This window comes from Mycobacterium sp. NGS17 (assembly GCF_059813205.1).
In genome coordinates, this window is record NZ_JCALED010000002.1 from 268,875 (window position 1) to 285,048 (window position 16,174).

At 67.6% G+C, this 16,174-nt stretch carries 17 protein-coding genes; 3 read left to right on the forward strand and 14 right to left on the reverse strand.

The window, feature by feature from the left end:
* The 9 genes from AC5Y7E_RS05425 to AC5Y7E_RS05465 all read right to left on the reverse strand — a co-directional run bounded on the left by AC5Y7E_RS05425 (position 1) and on the right by AC5Y7E_RS05465 (position 9,231).
* Positions 1 to 1,188 (reverse strand): NAD(P)/FAD-dependent oxidoreductase, encoded by a 1,188-nt coding sequence (locus tag AC5Y7E_RS05425; protein ID WP_499947865.1) that lies wholly within the window; start codon positions 1,186 to 1,188, stop codon positions 1 to 3.
* Positions 1,189 to 1,213: 25 nt separating this feature from the next.
* A complete protein-coding gene (locus AC5Y7E_RS05430) occupies positions 1,214 to 2,041 on the reverse strand; it encodes a mycofactocin-coupled SDR family oxidoreductase (RefSeq protein ID WP_499947867.1) in 828 nt (275 codons plus the stop codon).
* A 90-nt stretch (positions 2,042 to 2,131) separates the two neighbouring features.
* A complete protein-coding gene (locus AC5Y7E_RS05435; RefSeq protein WP_499918268.1) occupies positions 2,132 to 2,962 on the reverse strand; it encodes an SHOCT domain-containing protein in 831 nt (276 codons plus the stop codon).
* Positions 2,963 to 3,049: 87 nt separating this feature from the next.
* Positions 3,050 to 3,811 (reverse strand): PE family protein, encoded by a 762-nt coding sequence (locus tag AC5Y7E_RS05440; protein WP_499947869.1) that lies wholly within the window; start codon positions 3,809 to 3,811, stop codon positions 3,050 to 3,052.
* Positions 3,812 to 3,969: 158 nt separating this feature from the next.
* Positions 3,970 to 5,160 (reverse strand): elongation factor Tu, encoded by a 1,191-nt coding sequence (gene tuf / locus AC5Y7E_RS05445; protein WP_044483827.1) that lies wholly within the window; start codon positions 5,158 to 5,160, stop codon positions 3,970 to 3,972.
* Between the two features lie 110 nt (positions 5,161 to 5,270).
* Positions 5,271 to 7,376, reverse strand: coding sequence for an elongation factor G (gene fusA / locus AC5Y7E_RS05450; RefSeq protein ID WP_499947873.1), 2,106 nt, complete (start codon positions 7,374 to 7,376; stop codon positions 5,271 to 5,273).
* A gap of 84 nt (positions 7,377 to 7,460) precedes the next feature.
* Complete coding sequence (gene rpsG, locus AC5Y7E_RS05455) at positions 7,461 to 7,931, reverse strand: 30S ribosomal protein S7 (protein WP_007767793.1); 471 nt, start codon at positions 7,929 to 7,931, stop codon at positions 7,461 to 7,463.
* On the reverse strand, positions 7,931 to 8,305 hold the full coding sequence (gene rpsL, locus AC5Y7E_RS05460) for a 30S ribosomal protein S12 (RefSeq protein WP_007767794.1): 375 nt from the start codon (positions 8,303 to 8,305) through the stop codon (positions 7,931 to 7,933). The genes rpsG and rpsL overlap by 1 nt, the downstream gene beginning before the upstream one ends.
* Positions 8,306 to 8,586: 281 nt before the next feature.
* A complete protein-coding gene (locus AC5Y7E_RS05465) occupies positions 8,587 to 9,231 on the reverse strand; it encodes a TetR/AcrR family transcriptional regulator (RefSeq protein ID WP_499947877.1) in 645 nt (214 codons plus the stop codon).
* Positions 9,232 to 9,423: 192 nt separating this feature from the next.
* Between AC5Y7E_RS05465 and AC5Y7E_RS05470 the strand changes: the two genes are divergently transcribed.
* From AC5Y7E_RS05470 to AC5Y7E_RS05480, 3 genes are all read left to right on the forward strand, one after another.
* Positions 9,424 to 9,801, forward strand: coding sequence for a DUF3060 domain-containing protein (locus AC5Y7E_RS05470; RefSeq protein ID WP_499947879.1), 378 nt, complete (start codon positions 9,424 to 9,426; stop codon positions 9,799 to 9,801).
* 36 nt (positions 9,802 to 9,837) lie between these two features.
* The gene (locus tag AC5Y7E_RS05475) at positions 9,838 to 10,326 is read left to right on the forward strand and encodes a DUF3060 domain-containing protein (RefSeq protein WP_499918194.1); all 489 of its coding nucleotides are present in this window, start codon (positions 9,838 to 9,840) and stop codon (positions 10,324 to 10,326) included.
* Positions 10,327 to 10,501: 175 nt separating this feature from the next.
* On the forward strand, positions 10,502 to 11,218 hold the full coding sequence (locus AC5Y7E_RS05480; RefSeq protein WP_499947880.1) for a DUF732 domain-containing protein: 717 nt from the start codon (positions 10,502 to 10,504) through the stop codon (positions 11,216 to 11,218).
* A 17-nt stretch (positions 11,219 to 11,235) separates the two neighbouring features.
* Here AC5Y7E_RS05480 and AC5Y7E_RS05485 read toward each other — a convergent pair whose 3' ends face one another.
* The 5 genes from AC5Y7E_RS05485 to AC5Y7E_RS05505 are packed head-to-tail and all read right to left on the reverse strand — an operon-like array spanning position 11,236 to position 16,118.
* Positions 11,236 to 12,003, reverse strand: a complete 768-nt coding sequence (locus tag AC5Y7E_RS05485) for a crotonase/enoyl-CoA hydratase family protein (protein ID WP_499947881.1) — start codon at positions 12,001 to 12,003, stop codon at positions 11,236 to 11,238.
* Positions 12,000 to 12,719 carry a PaaX family transcriptional regulator C-terminal domain-containing protein gene (locus AC5Y7E_RS05490; protein ID WP_499947884.1) on the reverse strand — a complete coding sequence of 240 codons (720 nt, stop codon included), beginning with the start codon at positions 12,717 to 12,719 and terminating at the stop codon, positions 12,000 to 12,002. The genes AC5Y7E_RS05485 and AC5Y7E_RS05490 overlap by 4 nt, the downstream gene beginning before the upstream one ends.
* Before the next feature lie 2 nt (positions 12,720 to 12,721).
* Entirely contained in the window at positions 12,722 to 13,660 is a 939-nt protein-coding gene (locus AC5Y7E_RS05495; RefSeq protein WP_499918188.1) for a crotonase/enoyl-CoA hydratase family protein, read from the reverse strand.
* Between the two features lie 8 nt (positions 13,661 to 13,668).
* Positions 13,669 to 15,306 (reverse strand): acyl-CoA dehydrogenase family protein, encoded by a 1,638-nt coding sequence (locus AC5Y7E_RS05500; protein WP_499947886.1) that lies wholly within the window; start codon positions 15,304 to 15,306, stop codon positions 13,669 to 13,671.
* Between the two features lie 56 nt (positions 15,307 to 15,362).
* Positions 15,363 to 16,118, reverse strand: coding sequence for a deoxyribonuclease IV (locus tag AC5Y7E_RS05505; protein WP_499918186.1), 756 nt, complete (start codon positions 16,116 to 16,118; stop codon positions 15,363 to 15,365).
* Between the last annotated feature and the right edge of the window lie 56 nt (positions 16,119 to 16,174).

Below are 16,174 nucleotides of genomic sequence, written 5' to 3' on the forward strand. Positions count from 1 at the left end.
TCAGCCAAGCACTTCCGCGATGGGTACGGCCGCGGCGATCTTGGCCCGAACCTTCATTACCTTGCCGGGCATCCCACCGCCGACCACCCCGACCAGCGCCCCGTCGCGTTCGTAGTAGGCAAGGAACTTGCGGCCGTCGTCCTCGACGATATGGACGATGTCGCCGGCTTCCGGCTCACCCAGGCACTGGATCTTGACGTCGTATTGGTCGCTCCAGAAGTAGGGGACGACCACCACCGACGGCACGTCCTGACCCAGCAACGCGGGCACCACGGCCCGTGCCTGATCGGCGACGTTGCTCCAATGTTCCACGCGCCCTTGGTGTCCCGTCGCGTCACGCCACGATGCGACGTCGCCGAGGGCCCAGACGTTCGGCGCGCTGGTGCGTCCGGCCTCGTCGCAGATGACGCCGTTGTCGACCTCGACGCCGCTGCCTTCAAGCCATTCGGTCGCCGGGCGCGACCCGATGCCGACCACCACGATGTCGGCCGGCAATTCGGTACCGTCGCTCAGCACCACCGCCTCGACGTGCGAGTCGCCGCGCACCTCGGCCACCCCGACCCCGAGGCGAACGTCGACACCTTCGGCACGGTGCAGCCGCGCGACCAGCTGCCCGATCTGCTCGCCGAGCACTGCGGCCAGCGGCGTCGGCTGCGGCTCCACCAGCACCACGTCCACGCCCAGGCTGCGCAGGCTGGCCGCCACCTCGCAGCCGATGAAGCCGGCGCCGATGACCACGGCGCGTTGCGCCGCCGACGCGTGCTCGCGCAGCGCCAGGCTCTCGTCGAAGGACCGCAGCACGCGGATGCCCTCGAGATCCGGGATGGCCGGGATGCGGCGGGGCACCAGGCCGGTGGCGATGACGAGTTCGGCGTAGCTAAGCGTCGTCCCGTCGTCCAGAGTCACCGTCTGCGCGGCGGTGTCCAGGCTCGTCGCGGCCGACCCCAGTCGCAGGGTGATGCCGTTCTCGTCGTACCACTCGCGCGGTTTGAGCGCGGTGTCGTCGACCTCTTTGCGCAGCACCTCTTTGGACAGCGGCGGGCGGTCGTAGGGCAGGTGCGCCTCGTCGCTGACGATCGTGATGGGCCCGGAATACTCCGCCTTCCGCAGCTGCTCGGCGGTGCGCGCGGCGGCCAATCCGCCGCCGACGATCACGATCCCGTTGTTGGCGCTTTCGTCACTACTCACGTGGTGTTCTTAGCACGATGGCCGCTCAGTACTTGAGTGCACCCTTATCCACGGGGATCTGCGTGCCGGTCAGGGTGCCCGAGCCTTCGCCGGCGAGCCACGCCACCACGTTGGCCACTTCATCGGCCGCCATGAATCCGTTGGGCTGCACCGGCATTGGCGGAAAGCTGTGGACGAAGGTGGGATGCTTGGCGAAAATCTCCATCATCGCCTCGGGTTCGATCATCGGGGTGTCCACCGAGTACGGGTGGATGGAGTTGACCCGGATGCCGAATTCGCCGAGCTCGATGGCGAGCGTGTTGGTGAGCGCCGTGAGCCCGTGTTTGCTGGCCGAGTAGTGGCCGTTGCCCGGTGTGGCCTTGATACCCGCCGACGAGCTGACCACGATTATGGAGCCGCCGTTTCCCGCGTCGATCATCGCGGGCACGGTGGCGCGCAGCGTGCGCCAGGTGCCGGTCAGGTTGACCCCGATGACCGCGTCCCACTGCTCGTCGGTCAGCTCCCAAATGCGGCCCCAGCTCAGCACTCCGGCGTTGGCCACCACGACGTCGAGCCGGCCGAACTGCTCGATCCCGTCGGCGACGAGATCCCGAAGCGCGGCGTCGTCGCGGATGTCGACCTCGCGGCTCAAGACCTTGCGCCCCTCGTTCTCCACCAGGCGGGCGGTCTCGTCGAGGTCTTCGCGGGTGGCCGGCGGGTAGGTCACGCTTGCGGACGCCGGCCCGCAGATGTCGAGCGCGATGATGTCGGCGCCTTCGCGGGCCAGCCGCACGGCGTGCGAGCGTCCCTGCCCGCGGGCGGCACCGGTGATGAATGCGACCCGTCCCTGCAGTGATCCGGCCTGTCCAGCCACGTGTAACCCCTTCGACCGCCGATAGATCAAGCCAGGCTAGCAGCGCAACTGAAACGTGTTCTAATTCACCCGGCGTTGCCGGACGGGCGCCTAGATTTCGGAGATGATCGACGCGCGCCGGCTGGCGTATTCGTCGTCGGTCAGCGCCCCGCTGGCGTGCAGATCCTTCAGTTCTTGCAACCGCGCCGCGATCGACGGCTCGGGAGGCGTGACCACCGCGGCGGGCGCGCCGGCCGGAGCCGGTTGCGGGGCAGGGGTCTGCTGTTCGACCGCTCGGCGGACCACCGCCTGGATCTGGCCGCGCAGGGCCGGGTTCGACCGGATGTCGACCATCTGATTGAGCGCGACGTTGTTGGCCTTGAGGATCTGCAGGATTTCCATCAGCGGGCCGGCCTGCCCGCTGAGGTCGTAGGTCTTGTTGTCCTCGGCCACGGTGAACTGCGCGGGCACCAGCCCGTTGACCAAAGCGCTTCGCTCCCAGTCGATCCGGTATTCGCTGGTGGTGGGGTTGACCAGGACCACCACCTTGCGGGCGTTGAGGTTGCCGAGCCGGGTGACGCTGGCGATCACCCGGTCTTCGCTGTCGAACGGCAGGATTCCGGGACCGGCGATGTGCAGGCGCACTTTGACGACCTGCTGGTTGTTCACCCACGTTCCGGTTTCGGTGATCCCGGTGATCTGCGCGAGCGCCAGCACCCCGTTCTGCTCGAGCGCGGCCGCCTTGGCCGACGACTTGGCGCCGTAGTTCGCCAACGCGAGCGCGACCAACACGTCGGCCACGGTGACCAGCAGACCGACGTAGAACATCCACTGCAGCAGGCTGTCTTGCCCCAGGTTGAAGTACACGATCAGAAAGATCGGTCCGACCAGGCCGCCGCACAGCAAAACGATCAACTGTGCCTTCAGGTAGCGCGCTAACACATGCCCCTCCTCGGCTTGCTGGGGAATCGGTGTCAGATTAGCGCTCACCGGGCCGCGGCGAACGAATTACGCGCAAACCGCGTCAGGTCACCGTTCGGGGGGCACGACCGGCACCCGTTTGACCGGCGTGCCCGCCGGGGGCCCCGGCTGCGCGGCGGCCTCGGCGTGCGGTACGGCGCGCGCCGACACCGGCATCGCCGGGGCCGCGGAGGTCTGCGGCGGCACCCCGGCCTGCGCGGCCGCGGCGGGAGCGGCGGCCGGTGTCGCCACCGATACCGGCGATGCCGCCGGCTGGACGGTGGCGGCAGAACTGGCCGGCGCGTAAGCCGGTGTCACCACCCGCGCCACGCCGGCCGGCGTGGTGGCCGAGGCCAGCGTCGCCGATCCCGTCGGTGCGGCCGCAACCGGCGGGCCGGCCGGTGCAGGCGGCGCGGCGGCCGGCGCCATCCCCGCCGCCAGCGGTCCGGCGGGCGCGGCCGGCGCGGACGTACCCACGGCGCCGGCGCTCACCGCCGGTACCTGCGCGGCCACCGACGCCTGGGCCGCCGCGGCCTGCAGCGGGGCGGTGTTGGCGGCCTCGGCGAACGCGTACTGCGCCGCACCGCCGTTCATCAACTCCACGAACTGGCTGTGAAACGCGGTCGCCTGGGCGCTGAGCGCCTGATACACCTGGGAGTGCGCATCGAAGAGCGCGGCGATGCTCACCGACACCTCGTCGGCGCCGGGAGCCAGCACGCTCGACGTCGGACCCATCGCGGCGGTGTTGGCAGAGGTGATCGTCGACCCGATGCTGGCCAGGTCCCCCGCCGCGGCCTCGACGAATTCGGGCGTCGCTTGAACGAACGACATTGCCAACCCCCCGCAACGCTACGGTCAGGAAAAGATGGGCAAATCCTAAACCAGGTCGCGCCACCGCCGCAGGGACTCGTCCGCTTTGGTCCCAGCCCGCCCAACGCGCAAAGCCCGGATTGCCGAGTCGGCAATCCGGGCTTTGCGGTGCTGCGAGATTACTTGATGATCTTGACGACCCGGCCGGCGCCGACGGTGCGGCCACCCTCGCGGATCGCGAACCGCAGACCGTCGTCCATGGCGACGGGCTGGATCAGCTTCACCGAGATGTTGGTGTTGTCACCGGGCATCACCATTTCGGTGCCCTCCGGCAGCGTCACCACACCGGTCACGTCGGTGGTGCGGAAGTAGAACTGCGGACGGTAGTTGTTGAAGAACGGCGTGTGCCGGCCGCCCTCGTCCTTGGACAGGATGTAGACCTGGCCCTCGAACTCGGTGTGCGGGGTGGTGGTGCCGGGCTTGGTCACGACCTGACCGCGCTCGACGTCCTCACGCTTGATACCACGCAGCAGCAGCCCGACGTTGTCGCCGGCCTGACCCTGGTCGAGCAGCTTGCGGAACATCTCCACACCGGTGACGGTGGTCTTGGTGCTGGTCGGCTTGATACCGACGATCTCGACCTCTTCGTTGACGTTGATGATGCCGCGCTCGACACGACCGGTGACCACCGTGCCACGACCGGTGATGGTGAAGACGTCCTCGACGGGCATCAGGAACGGCTTCTCCGTCTCGCGGACCGGGTCCGGGATCGACTCGTCGACGGCCTCCATCAGCTGCTCGACGGACTCGACCCACTTGGCGTCGCCCTCGAGCGCCTTGAGCGCCGACACCCGCACGACCGGGGCGTCCTCGTCGAACTCCTGGGCGGCCAGCAGTTCGCGGACCTCCATCTCGACGAGCTCGAGCAACTCCTCGTCGTCGACCATGTCGGCCTTGTTCAGCGCGACCAGGATGTAGGGCACGCCGACCTGACGGGCCAGCAGCACGTGCTCACGGGTCTGCGGCATCGGGCCGTCGGTGGCGGCCACCACCAGGATGGCGCCGTCCATCTGGGCCGCACCGGTGATCATGTTCTTGATGTAGTCCGCGTGACCCGGGGCGTCCACGTGGGCGTAGTGACGCTTCTCGGTCTGGTACTCCACGTGGGAGATGTTGATGGTGATACCGCGCTGACGCTCCTCGGGCGCGTTGTCGATCTGGTCGAACGCGCGGGACTCGTTCAGGTTGGGGTACTTGTCGTGCAGAACCTTGGTGATAGCCGCGGTCAGCGTGGTCTTGCCGTGGTCAACGTGACCAATGGTCCCGATGTTGACGTGCGGCTTCGTCCGCTCGAACTTCGCCTTCGCCACTTCTGTGTCCTCCTGGACTAGTTGGTGCTTGTTAAAGCAGTGTTGGTGTTTTCAGTTGTGCCGCGTCCCAGGCATTCCAATGACCCGGCAAGATTACTCCCAGCAGATTTTTACTGACCCGTCGCTTTGGCGATGATCTCCTTCGACACGTTCGCCGGCACTTCGGCGTACGAGTCGAACACCATGGAGTAATTCGCCCGGCCTTGAGTCTTGGACCTCAGGTCGCCGACGTAGCCGAACATCTCCGACAGCGGCACATGCGCCTTGACGACGCGCGCACCGCTTCGCTCCTCCATGGCCTGGATCTGGCCACGGCGGGAGTTCAGGTCGCCGATCACGTCACCCATGTAGTCCTCGGGTGTGGTGACCTCGACGGCCATGATCGGTTCCAGGATCACCGGCTGCGCTTGCTGCGCAGCCTTTTTCAGCACCTGCGAACCGGCGATCTTGAACGCCATCTCCGACGAGTCGACCTCGTGGAACGCCCCGTCGAGCAGAGTGACCTTCAAGTTCACCAGCGGGTAGCCGGCCAGCACGCCGTACTGCATCGCGTCCTGGGCTCCGGCGTCCACCGACGGGATGTACTCGCGCGGGATGCGGCCACCGGTGACCTTGTTCTCGAACTCGTAGGTTGCACCGTCTTCGCCGGTGAACGGCTCCAGGTTGATGATGACCTTCGCGAACTGGCCCGAGCCACCCGTCTGCTTCTTGTGGGTGAACTCGACGTTCTGCGCCACCCGCCGGATGGTCTCCTTGTAAGCCACCTGCGGCTTACCGACGTTGGCCTCGACCTTGAACTCGCGGCGCATCCGGTCCACCAGGATGTCCAGGTGCAGCTCGCCCATCCCGCCGATCACGGTCTGGCCGGTCTCCTGATCCAGGTGCACCTTGAACGTCGGGTCCTCCTCGGCGAGCTTCTGGATCGACAGCGACAGCTTCTCCTGGTCGCTCTTCGTCTTGGGCTCGATGGCCACCTCGATGACCGGGTCGGGGAAGGTCATCGACTCCAGCACGATCTGCTGGTTCGGGTCGCTCAAAGTGTCACCGGTGGTGGTGTCCTTGAGCCCGATCACCGCGTAGATGTGCCCCGCCGAGGCGGTCTCCACCGGGTTCTCCTTGTTGGAGTGCATCTGGAACAGCTTGCCCAGCCGCTCCTTCTTGCCCTTGGTGGCGTTGATGACCTGGCTGCCGGAGTCGACCTTGCCCGAGTACACCCGGACGTAGGTCAGCTTGCCGAAGAAGGGGTGCGTCGCGACCTTGAACGCGAGCGCGGAGAACGGCTCGTCGGTCGACGGGTTGCGGGTGACCTCTTCGTCCTCCTTGCCCGGAGCGTGGCCCACGGCAGGCGGCACATCCAGCGGAGACGGCAGGTAGTCGATGACGGCGTCGAGCATCGGCTGCACGCCCTTGTTCTTGAACGCGCTGCCGCACAGCACCGGATATGCCTCCGAGCTGATGGTCAGCTTGCGGATGGCGCCCTTGATCTCGTCGACCGTGAGCTCCTCGCCGCCGAGGTACTTGTCCAGCAGCGCCTCGTCGGTCTCGGCGACGGCCTCGAGCAGCTTGGTGCGGTACTCCTCGGCCTTCTCGGCCAGCTCGGCCGGGATCGCGATGGTGTCGTAGGTTTCGCCCAGCTTCGTCTCGCCGCGCCACACCTTGGCGTTCATCTCGACCAGGTCGACGATGCCCTCGAAGTCACCCTCGGAGCCGACGGGCAGCTGAATCGGGATGGCGTTGGCGCCGAGCCGCTCCTCCATGGTCTTCACGGAGAAGTAGAAGTCGGCCCCGATCTTGTCCATCTTGTTGACGAAGCAGATACGCGGGACGTCGTACTTGTCGGCCTGCCGCCAGACCTGCTCGGACTGCGGCTCGACACCTTCCTTGCCGTCGAAGACGGCCACGGCACCGTCGAGCACGCGCAGGCTGCGCTCCACCTCGACGGTGAAGTCGACGTGCCCGGGGGTGTCGATGATGTTGATCTGGTTGTCTTTCCAGAAGCAGGTGGTGGCCGCGGAGGTGATGGTGATCCCCCGCTCCTGCTCCTGCTCCATCCAGTCCATGGTGGCGGCGCCGTCGTGCACCTCACCGATCTTGTAGCTGATACCGGTGTAGTAGAGGATGCGCTCGGTCGTCGTCGTCTTGCCGGCGTCGATGTGCGCCATGATGCCGATGTTGCGGACCTTGGTCAGGTCGGTCAGCACGTCCTTCTGTGCCACAGAAGTCTTCCCACTCTTTCGATTGCTTGGTTAGTTCGCTGTCGGTTGGCGCCCGGCGACACTGCCTTGGGCGTCGTTGAGCCCCTACCAGCGATAGTGCGCGAAGGCGCGGTTGGCCTCGGCCATCTTGTGGGTGTCCTCGCGCCGCTTGACGGCGGCCCCGAGGCCATTGCTGGCATCCAGGATCTCGTTGGCCAGCCGCTCGACCATGGTCTTCTCACGGCGTTGCTTGGAGAAGCTGACCAACCAACGCAGAGCCAGCGTCACGGAGCGATCCGGACGCACCTCGACGGGGACCTGGTACGTGGCGCCACCGACGCGGCGGCTGCGCACCTCGAGGGAGGGCTTGACGTTGTCCATCGCGCGCTTGAGCGTGATCACCGGGTCGGTACCCGTCTTTTCCCGGGCGTTCTCGAGCGCTCCATAAACAATGCGTTCGGCCAGCGATTTCTTCCCGTCCAGCAGAACTTTGTTCACCAGCTGCGTCACCAGCTGCGACCCGTAAACCGGGTCATTGACCAGCGGACGCTTCGGCGCGGGCCCCTTGCGCGGCATCAGCTCTTCTCCTTCTTGGCGCCGTAACGGCTGCGCGCCTGCTTGCGGTTCTTGACGCCCTGGGTGTCGAGCGAACCGCGGATGATCTTGTACCGGACACCGGGGAGGTCCTTCACACGGCCACCGCGGACCAGCACCATCGAGTGCTCCTGCAGGTTGTGGCCTTCGCCGGGAATGTAGGCGGTGACCTCAACCTGGCTCGTCAGCTTCACGCGGGCGACCTTCCGAAGCGCCGAGTTCGGCTTCTTCGGGGTGGTGGTGTACACGCGGGTGCATACGCCACGGCGCTGCGGGCTGCCCTTCAGGGCCGCGGTCTTGACCTTGGCGACCTTGTCGCGGCGACCCTTGCGGACCAGCTGCTGAATGGTTGGCATCTAGGAGGCTTTCTGTGTTCGTGTTCGGCGTACTTCGAGCGTTCTCAAGTCTGGGTACTGCAGTTATGTCCGGCCGCATCACCCCGCGTCCGGGTGTGTCGCATGCGCTGCGCACCGGGCTTGGCCCGATGCTTCGTGGACACGCGAATTCGCCCGGCATCCACTCCCTTACGGTTAGGCGCCGTAAGCCGCCAGGCACGAGGGACCACAATACCCGCCGCCGGTCTCGCAGGTCAAAGCGACGGCGGCGCTCGTGCCGATCGCCGGGAAACGCGCTCCGGCTAGTGCAGGGCACCGTCGGCGGCGGTGCGCCTTTCCAGGCCCGCCGCCAGCCGAAGCACCATGTCGGAGAACAACGCGTCGGTGTCGATCTCGTCCATCACACCGGTCATCTCCAGCAGGACGAAGCCGTGCATCGCGGACCAGAACTCGATAGCCGCGTGAAAGGCCGCCTCGCCGTCCAGGCCGTAGGAGGACAGCACGGCGATCACCGGTGCGGCCGCGCCGCGTGTCGCGGAGGTGTATTCGGGATCGTCGCCGCCCAGCGGCATCCGCGTGAAGGCGGAGTAGCGGCCGGGGTGGTGGTGGGCGTAGCTGCGGTAGGCGCCGGCCATCACGAGCACCGCGTCATCGCGGGCACGGCCCTCGCCGACCCGGTTGAGCATCGTGATGATGTCGTCGATGACGCGGATCCGCACCGCGCGCCGCAGGTCTTCCAGGCTGTCGACGTGGTTGTACAGCGACGGCCCCTTGGTGCCGAGCTGCATCGCCAGCGCGTTGATGGTCAGCGCGTCCCAGCCCTCGCGATCCAGAAACGTCAGGGCGCCGTCGATGATCCCGTCCCGGCTCAGCTTGGCGGGACGGGAGGCGGGCCGTCCCGCGCGTTGGCGCCCGGTCGCCGGCGGCGGATCCGGTGGAGCTGCCATGGCGTGCCCTTCGATCGCGTGAACGGGTTGCGGTTAACTAATGACTCTAGTTGACGACCGTTCAGACACTGATCTCATGGGGATATGAGCGCCGGGCAAAGGAATTCAAAGTCTGCCACCGGGCAGGCGAATGCACGTAATGTCATGCTTGCCTCGTTTCGAGCAGCCGACCCGTCTAAAAGGGGGCCCGCAGTGAAGTGGACGACTGTCGTAGGGTCACTGGCTGCCTGTGTCCTCGCCGTCGTTGCCACCTCCGTCGCCGCGCCGCACGTCGCGCAGGCCAAGAACGGTGACACTCACGTCATCGGGGAGGGCATCGAGCAGACGGTCGACTGCAACGACGCCACCCTGATGGTCAACGGCACCCGCAACAACGTCACCGCGCTGGGCAACTGTTACGCCGTCACGGTGATGGGTTCGTCGAACACCGTCATCGCCGACTCGGTGTCGCACGACATCACCGTGTACGGCTACGACCAAACGGTGTTCTACAAGGGCGGTCAGCCCGCCCTGTGGGACCGCGGCCGCGAACTGGGCATGACCAACCGGCTCCAGCAGGTGCCGGGCTGAACCACGGCACCACAACCGATCAAGAATCGAGGAAGCATGCCCGCCTACCTCCGTGACCGTTCGCTGCGGCTGGCCGTGTTCGCCATGACGCCGGCCGCCGCAGCCCTGGTGCTGGCCGGTTGCAGCTCGACGGCCGGGCCGCCGTCGGGTTCGTCGACGACCACCACGAAGAGCAGCAGCGCCACGACGAGTGCCGGCGCCGCCCCGACGACGGGATCGAGCGGCGCGAGCACCACCGCGTCCCTCGAGATCGGCAACACCATGAACTACGGATCGATGGGCACCACCACCACCCTGGACTGCGCCGGCGGCAAGTCGCTGAACGTCGGTGGCTCGGACAACACCTTGACCATCACGGGCACCTGCGAGACCGTCACCGTCACCGGCGCCAACAACAAGATCACCTTCGACAAGGTCAACACCCGAATCACCGTGCTGGGCATGGACAACACCATCACCTACAAGGACGGCGCGCCCAAGGTCGACGAGATCGGTTCGGGTAACACGATCAACAAAGCGGGCTGACCGGTAGTCGTTCGCCGGCAACGGTTTTCACGCGTGCCGCGGTGGTTCCAGCCGCGGAGCGGTCAAGATGTGCCGGTGCGGCGTGCGCGGTCGCACACAGCCATTTCCTCTGCCGCTCGAAATGCCGCGCGCCCTGCCGCGGCATATGATCGTGCCGGCAGAACGGAATCCAGTCATGTTCAGCACCAACCACGCCGGCACCCTGGTTACGGCCCTCTTGGTGCTGACCGGCATCGTCATGCTGCCCAACGACATGGCGGCGGCCGACCCCAACCCCGACGACCAGTTCGTGGCACTGCTCGACCAAAAGCAGATCCCGGCCCTCGAGAATGTGCCGAGCCTCATCGCCGCCGCCCACCGGATTTGTCGCCAACTCGACGGCGGAATGCCGGTCGACGGCGTGGTCGACGACATGAAGCAACGGGCGTTCAATGCGAATTCGGGCGGCGGCCCATACCCTGCCGACCGAGTCATGCGCACCGTTGCCCGATTCATCTCCGCCGCGGTCGAGGCCTACTGTCCGAACAATCAAGCCAAGATCGCTTCCATCTCGTCGATGGCGAATCCCGTGCCCGGATCGCAGGACCCGGCGCAGCACCGCGCCGCGGACACGCGCTACGCAGCCCTGGCATGGCAGTTTCCCTCGGGGGAGACGGGCCAGCCGGACCCACCGCAACTTCCGCCGGATCCACCGCCGACCGTTCAAATCCTGACACCACCACAGCCGGTCGTGAAACCGCCGCCACCCAAACAGCCGCCGCTTCCGCAGCAGGAGCCCGGACCGCAACAGGAGCCGCCCGCCGCTCCCGCGCCGGCGAGCCCACCCAGCGGTGGCGGGGGTGGTCCGGACTCGCCGCCCACACAGCCCGGCCGGGTGCGGCTGGCACCGTAAGGCAGGAGCCCCGTCGGTTACCCGGCCGGCGCCCCGTGCCGCCCGGCGCCCGCCGCGAAACGCCCGGCACCTTCGTTCGCCTCGGCGGCCACCCGGGAGATGCTGGCGAATTCGAAGTCGATCGCGTCGGATTCGGTTGCGCCCCATTGGTTCAACGCCGACAGCCGGTCCGAGCGCAGGCACTGCTGCGGCAGCGCCGCCAGCTGCGCCGCCAACTCCTCGGCGGCTTGACGCGACTGCCCTTTGGGCACAACCCGATTCGCCAAGCCGATGGCAAGGGCCTCGTCGGCGGCCACCGCGCGGCCGGTGAGGATCATGTCCATCGCCCGGCTGTGTCCGATCAGCCGGGGCAGCCGCACGGTGCCGCCGTCGATCAGGGGCACGCCCCAGCGCCGGCAGAACACGCCGAACACGGCGTCCTCCTCGGCGACTCGCAGGTCACACCAGATGGCCAATTCCAGGCCGCCTGCGACGGCGTAACCGCTGACCGCGGCGATGACGGGCTTGGACAGCACCATCCGCGTCGGGCCCATCGGACCCGGGCCGCTGCGATGCACGGCGTTGGCGTCGGGCGTCCCGAATGCCTTCAAATCCGCTCCGGCACAGAATGTTCCATTATCGCCGCACAGCACCGCCACCGACGCGGTGTCATCGCGGTCGAATTCCTCGAACGCGTCGTACAGCGCGGCGGCCGTCGGGCCGTTGACCGCATTGCGGGCCGCCGGCCGGTTGATGACCACCGTGGTCACCGGGCCGTTGCGCTCGATACGCACCGGGTCAGTCATGTCGCCTCCGCAAATAGTGGTTCGCGCTGCCGCATCAGCTCAGCGGCAAAGTCGTGATATGCGGCCCGCAACCGGGCGCCGGGCCAGTCGCGCGGCAGCAGCTCGTCGGGCAACACCGGGTCGGTGAGCAGGTGTCGCACCGTCGCCGCGGCCACCAGAAAACGGCCGGGAATGTCTGGCGCCGTGGACATCTCGTCGAGCAGCCGATGGCCGGTCTGAGCCCAGGCGGGCAGATCCCACAGCTGCGCGGCCAGTTCGGCGGGGTCGTCGTCGCGGGCCCGCAGCACCCTCGCCTGGGCGGTCACCTCGGGACCGGGGTCTGCGTCGATATTGTCGGGGCGCATCCACACACCTTCACGGAGTTCACCGAAGCGCCTGTCGTGCAACGCGGTTCGCAGTGCCGCGCGGGTACGAGCGTCCTTCCCCACACTGGTCACGATGAGCGCGACCCAGTCCCCGCTCCACGGCTGCACCCGCGGGTCGATGGCGTCGTCCTGGCGTCGCTGACGAGCCAGCAGGCGATCCGAGAGCCGGTAGCCGTCCGCGGAGCGGATCAGGTCGCCGGCACCGACCATGCGGGTCAGCGCCACGCGAAGCGTCGACTCTTTGATGTCGAAATCGGAAGTGAGCCTGACCAATTCGCTGGCCCGGGCGTGCGCGGGGTGAGCGCCCAGCAGCACGCTGAGCACCACCGACCGTGCCGTCATGTCCGCCATGGCTACACTCCGGACGCGCGGCGGCCGTGGTCGCCGAACGGTTCGTCGCGATGCCGCACCGCCTCGCGGAATCCGTGCTCGACCGCGTCGGCCACGAAAGCGTGGCCCTCGGGCGTGTGGCGGGCCACGCCGTCGAACACGGTGCTGACCATCCTGCTGGTCGCCACGCCCTGTTGCAGCAGAGCGGAATTCAGCGCGAGTTTGACCATGATCAGCTGGTTGACCGGCACCGCCGCGATCCGCTCCACGAGCCGCTCGGTGCGCTCGTCGAGGTCTTTTGCGTCCGGCGCCTCCACCGCCAGACCCCACTCGGCGGCCTGCGCGCCGGTGAGGCAATCACCGGTTAGCAGAAGGCGTTTGGCACGTTGGTCGCCGAGCCGATGGGCCCACAGCCCCGCCGCCGGGACGCCCCACACCCGGGTCGGCGGGTAACCGATCTTGGCGTCGGCGGCGGCGATCACCTGATCGGCGTGCAGCGCGATGTCGGTGCCGCCGGCCACGCAGTAGCCGTGAATCTTGACCACCGTCGGCTTGTCGGCGTGCATGAGGCTGGAGAAACCCCGCACGAAGCGGCTCATCATCTGGTAGTCGATCATCGGGTCCCACGGCTGGTCCGCCAGATGGTTGACCGCCTGAGTCTTTCCGTCCAGCACGGTGCCCTGATATGCGCCGGTGCCGCCGGCCGACCCGGTGCGGTCGGCGTAGGCGCTCAGGTCGAAGCCCGCGCAGAAGCCCTCGCCGCGGCCGGACACCAGGATGACATGAACATTCGGGTCGAGATCCGCGCGCTCCACCAGTGCCGACAGTTCCAGTGGGGTGTCGGCGACGATCGCGTTGCCCTTGTCCGGTCGGTTGAACGTGATGCGCGCAACCCGGTCGGTGACCTCGTAGGTCATCGTTTTGAGGTTGTCGAAGTCGACCGGCCTGATCGCGTGAGTCATGTTGCGGCTCAGCCCTTGACCAGCGCCCGCTCCAGGATGGGTGCGAGGTCGAGCCCGTCCGGCATGGTGCCGAACGCACCGCCCCATCGCCGGTCGAGCCGGGTGGTCAGGAACGCCTCGGCCACGGCGGGGTGGCCGTGGCGGACCAGCAACGAGCCCTGCAGCGCCAGGCAGATGTCCTCTGCCACCTTGCGGCCGCGGTAGGCGATGGTCTCCAGGTCGCCCAGCTGGTCGCGCAGCCGCGCGACGTGGCCGGCCAGGCGTGGATCCTGGCCCGCGCCGTCGGCGAGCTCGTCGAACAGCACCTCGATGCATTCGGGGCGAGTTGCCATGGCGCGCAACGTGTCCAGTGCACTGACGTTGCCCGAGCCCTCCCAGATGCCCATCAGCGGCGCCTCGCGGTACAGCCGCGGCATGCCGGAGTCCTCGACATAGCCGTTGCCGCCCAGGCATTCCAGCGCCTCGGCGGCGTGCGGCGTGGCGCGCTTGCACACCCAGTACTTGCTTGCCGCCAGGCCGATGCGGCGCAGCAGCGCCTCGCGCTGGTCGCCGCGCACGGCCTTGTCGGTGGCGCCGGCCATCCGCATCGCGACGATGGTGGCCGCCTCCGCCTCGACGGCCAGGTCGGCCAGCACGTTACGCATCAGCGGTTGGTCGATCAGGTAGGCGCCGAAGGCCTTTCGGTGCTGGGCGTGGTAGATCGCACGGGTCAGGCCGGTGCGCATGCTTGTCGCGCTGCCCAGCGTGCAGTCCAGCCGGGTGAGGTTGACCATCTCGATGATGGTGGGCACCCCGCGCCCTTCCTCCCCCACCAGCCACGCGACGGCGCCGTCGTATTCCACCTCGCTGGACGCGTTGGCGTGGTTGCCCAACTTGTCCTTGAGCCGCTGCAGGAACATCCGGTTGCGGCTGCCGTCGGGCAGGACCCGCGGCAGCAGGAAGCACGACAGCCCGCCCGGCGCCTGCGCCAGCACCAGGAAGATGTCGCACATCGGCGCCGAGGTGAACCACTTGTGGCCGGTCAGGCGGTAGGTGCCGGAGGCGTTGGGGCCAATGGGGATGGCCTCGGTGGTGCCGGCGCGCACGTCGGAGCCGCCCTGCTTCTCGGTCATCGACATGCCCGCGGTGATGCCCGGCTTGGTGGTGGCCAGCCTGAGCTCGGGGTCGTATTCGCGGCTGGTCAGCAGCGGCTCGTACACCTTGGCCAGCTCGGAATTGCAGCGCAGCGCGGGAACGACGGCGTATGTCATCGAGATCGGGCACATGTGGCCCGGTTCCGCCGTCCACACCGAGGTCTTGGCGGCGCGCACGACGTGTGCGCCCGGGCGCTCGTCGGCCCAGGGCGCGGCGTGCAGGCCGTGGGCGACCGCGGCGCGCATCAGCTCGTGGTAGGCCGGGTCGTATTCGACCTCGTCGACGCGGTGACCGTTGCGGTCGTGGGTGTGCAGGACGGGCCGGTTGCGGTCGGCGAGCTCGCCCCACCGTTGCGTCTGGTGGCTGCCCGAGAGCGCACCCACCTCGTTCACCTCGTCCAGGCCCCACTGCCCGCCCTCGCGGATCAGGGCCTCGATCAGCACCGGGAAGCTGGCGGGATTGTGGTTCTCCAGGGGCGGGACCTGGTTGGTGACGACGTGGGTATCCGGCATGCCACCAATGTTACATTTTCCCGACAGTTGCACAAGAGGTGTAACAGGCGGACGGGTCAGTCCTTGACGTTCTCCCGCAGGAAGGCGATGTCGTCCTTGCGGCCCTCGTCCGCGGTCTCGCAGATCACCGGCGCGCCGGCGGCCTCGACCACGGCGACGAGCAGCGCCGGGTCGATCTGGCCGGTGCCGAAGTTGGCGTGCCGGTCGGCGCCGGAACCCGCCGCGTCCCTCGAGTCGTTGCAGTGCACCAGATCGATGCGTCCGGTCAGGGCCTTGATCCTGTCGACCGCATCGATCAGTGCCTCGCCGGCGGCCCAGGCGTGACACGTATCCAGGCAGAAGCCAATTCCCTTGTCGCCGATGTGATCCCACAGCTTGCCGATGGTGTCGAAGTAACGGGCCATTGCGTGGTCGCCGCCAGCGGTGTTCTCCAGATACACCTGCACGTCTGTTTCCAGATAGTCCAGCGCTTTGACCCAGCGCTCGAAGCCGGCTTCCATGTCGTCGTCGTCGGCGTGGCCGCCGTGCACGATCACCGCCGTCGCGTCGATGGCCGCGGCCGCGTCGCAGGTGTCCTGCAAGATCTTGCGCGACGGGATGCGGATGCGGTTGTTGGCCGAGGCCACGTTGATCAGGTACGGCGCATGGACGTACAGCGGAATGGCCGACGCCTTCAGCGCCTCGGCGTCGTCGCGCGGCTTGGGTTTCTTCCAGCTCTGCGGGTTGCCGAGGAAGAACTGCACGACGTCGGCGCCGTCGGTTTGCGCGGCGGCCAACGGGTCGTCATTGCGGACGTGTGAACCGATGAGCACGTCGGCCAGTGTAGTGAGGGGCTGTGACGCACCTAGCTCGACCGCGAATGTGAACT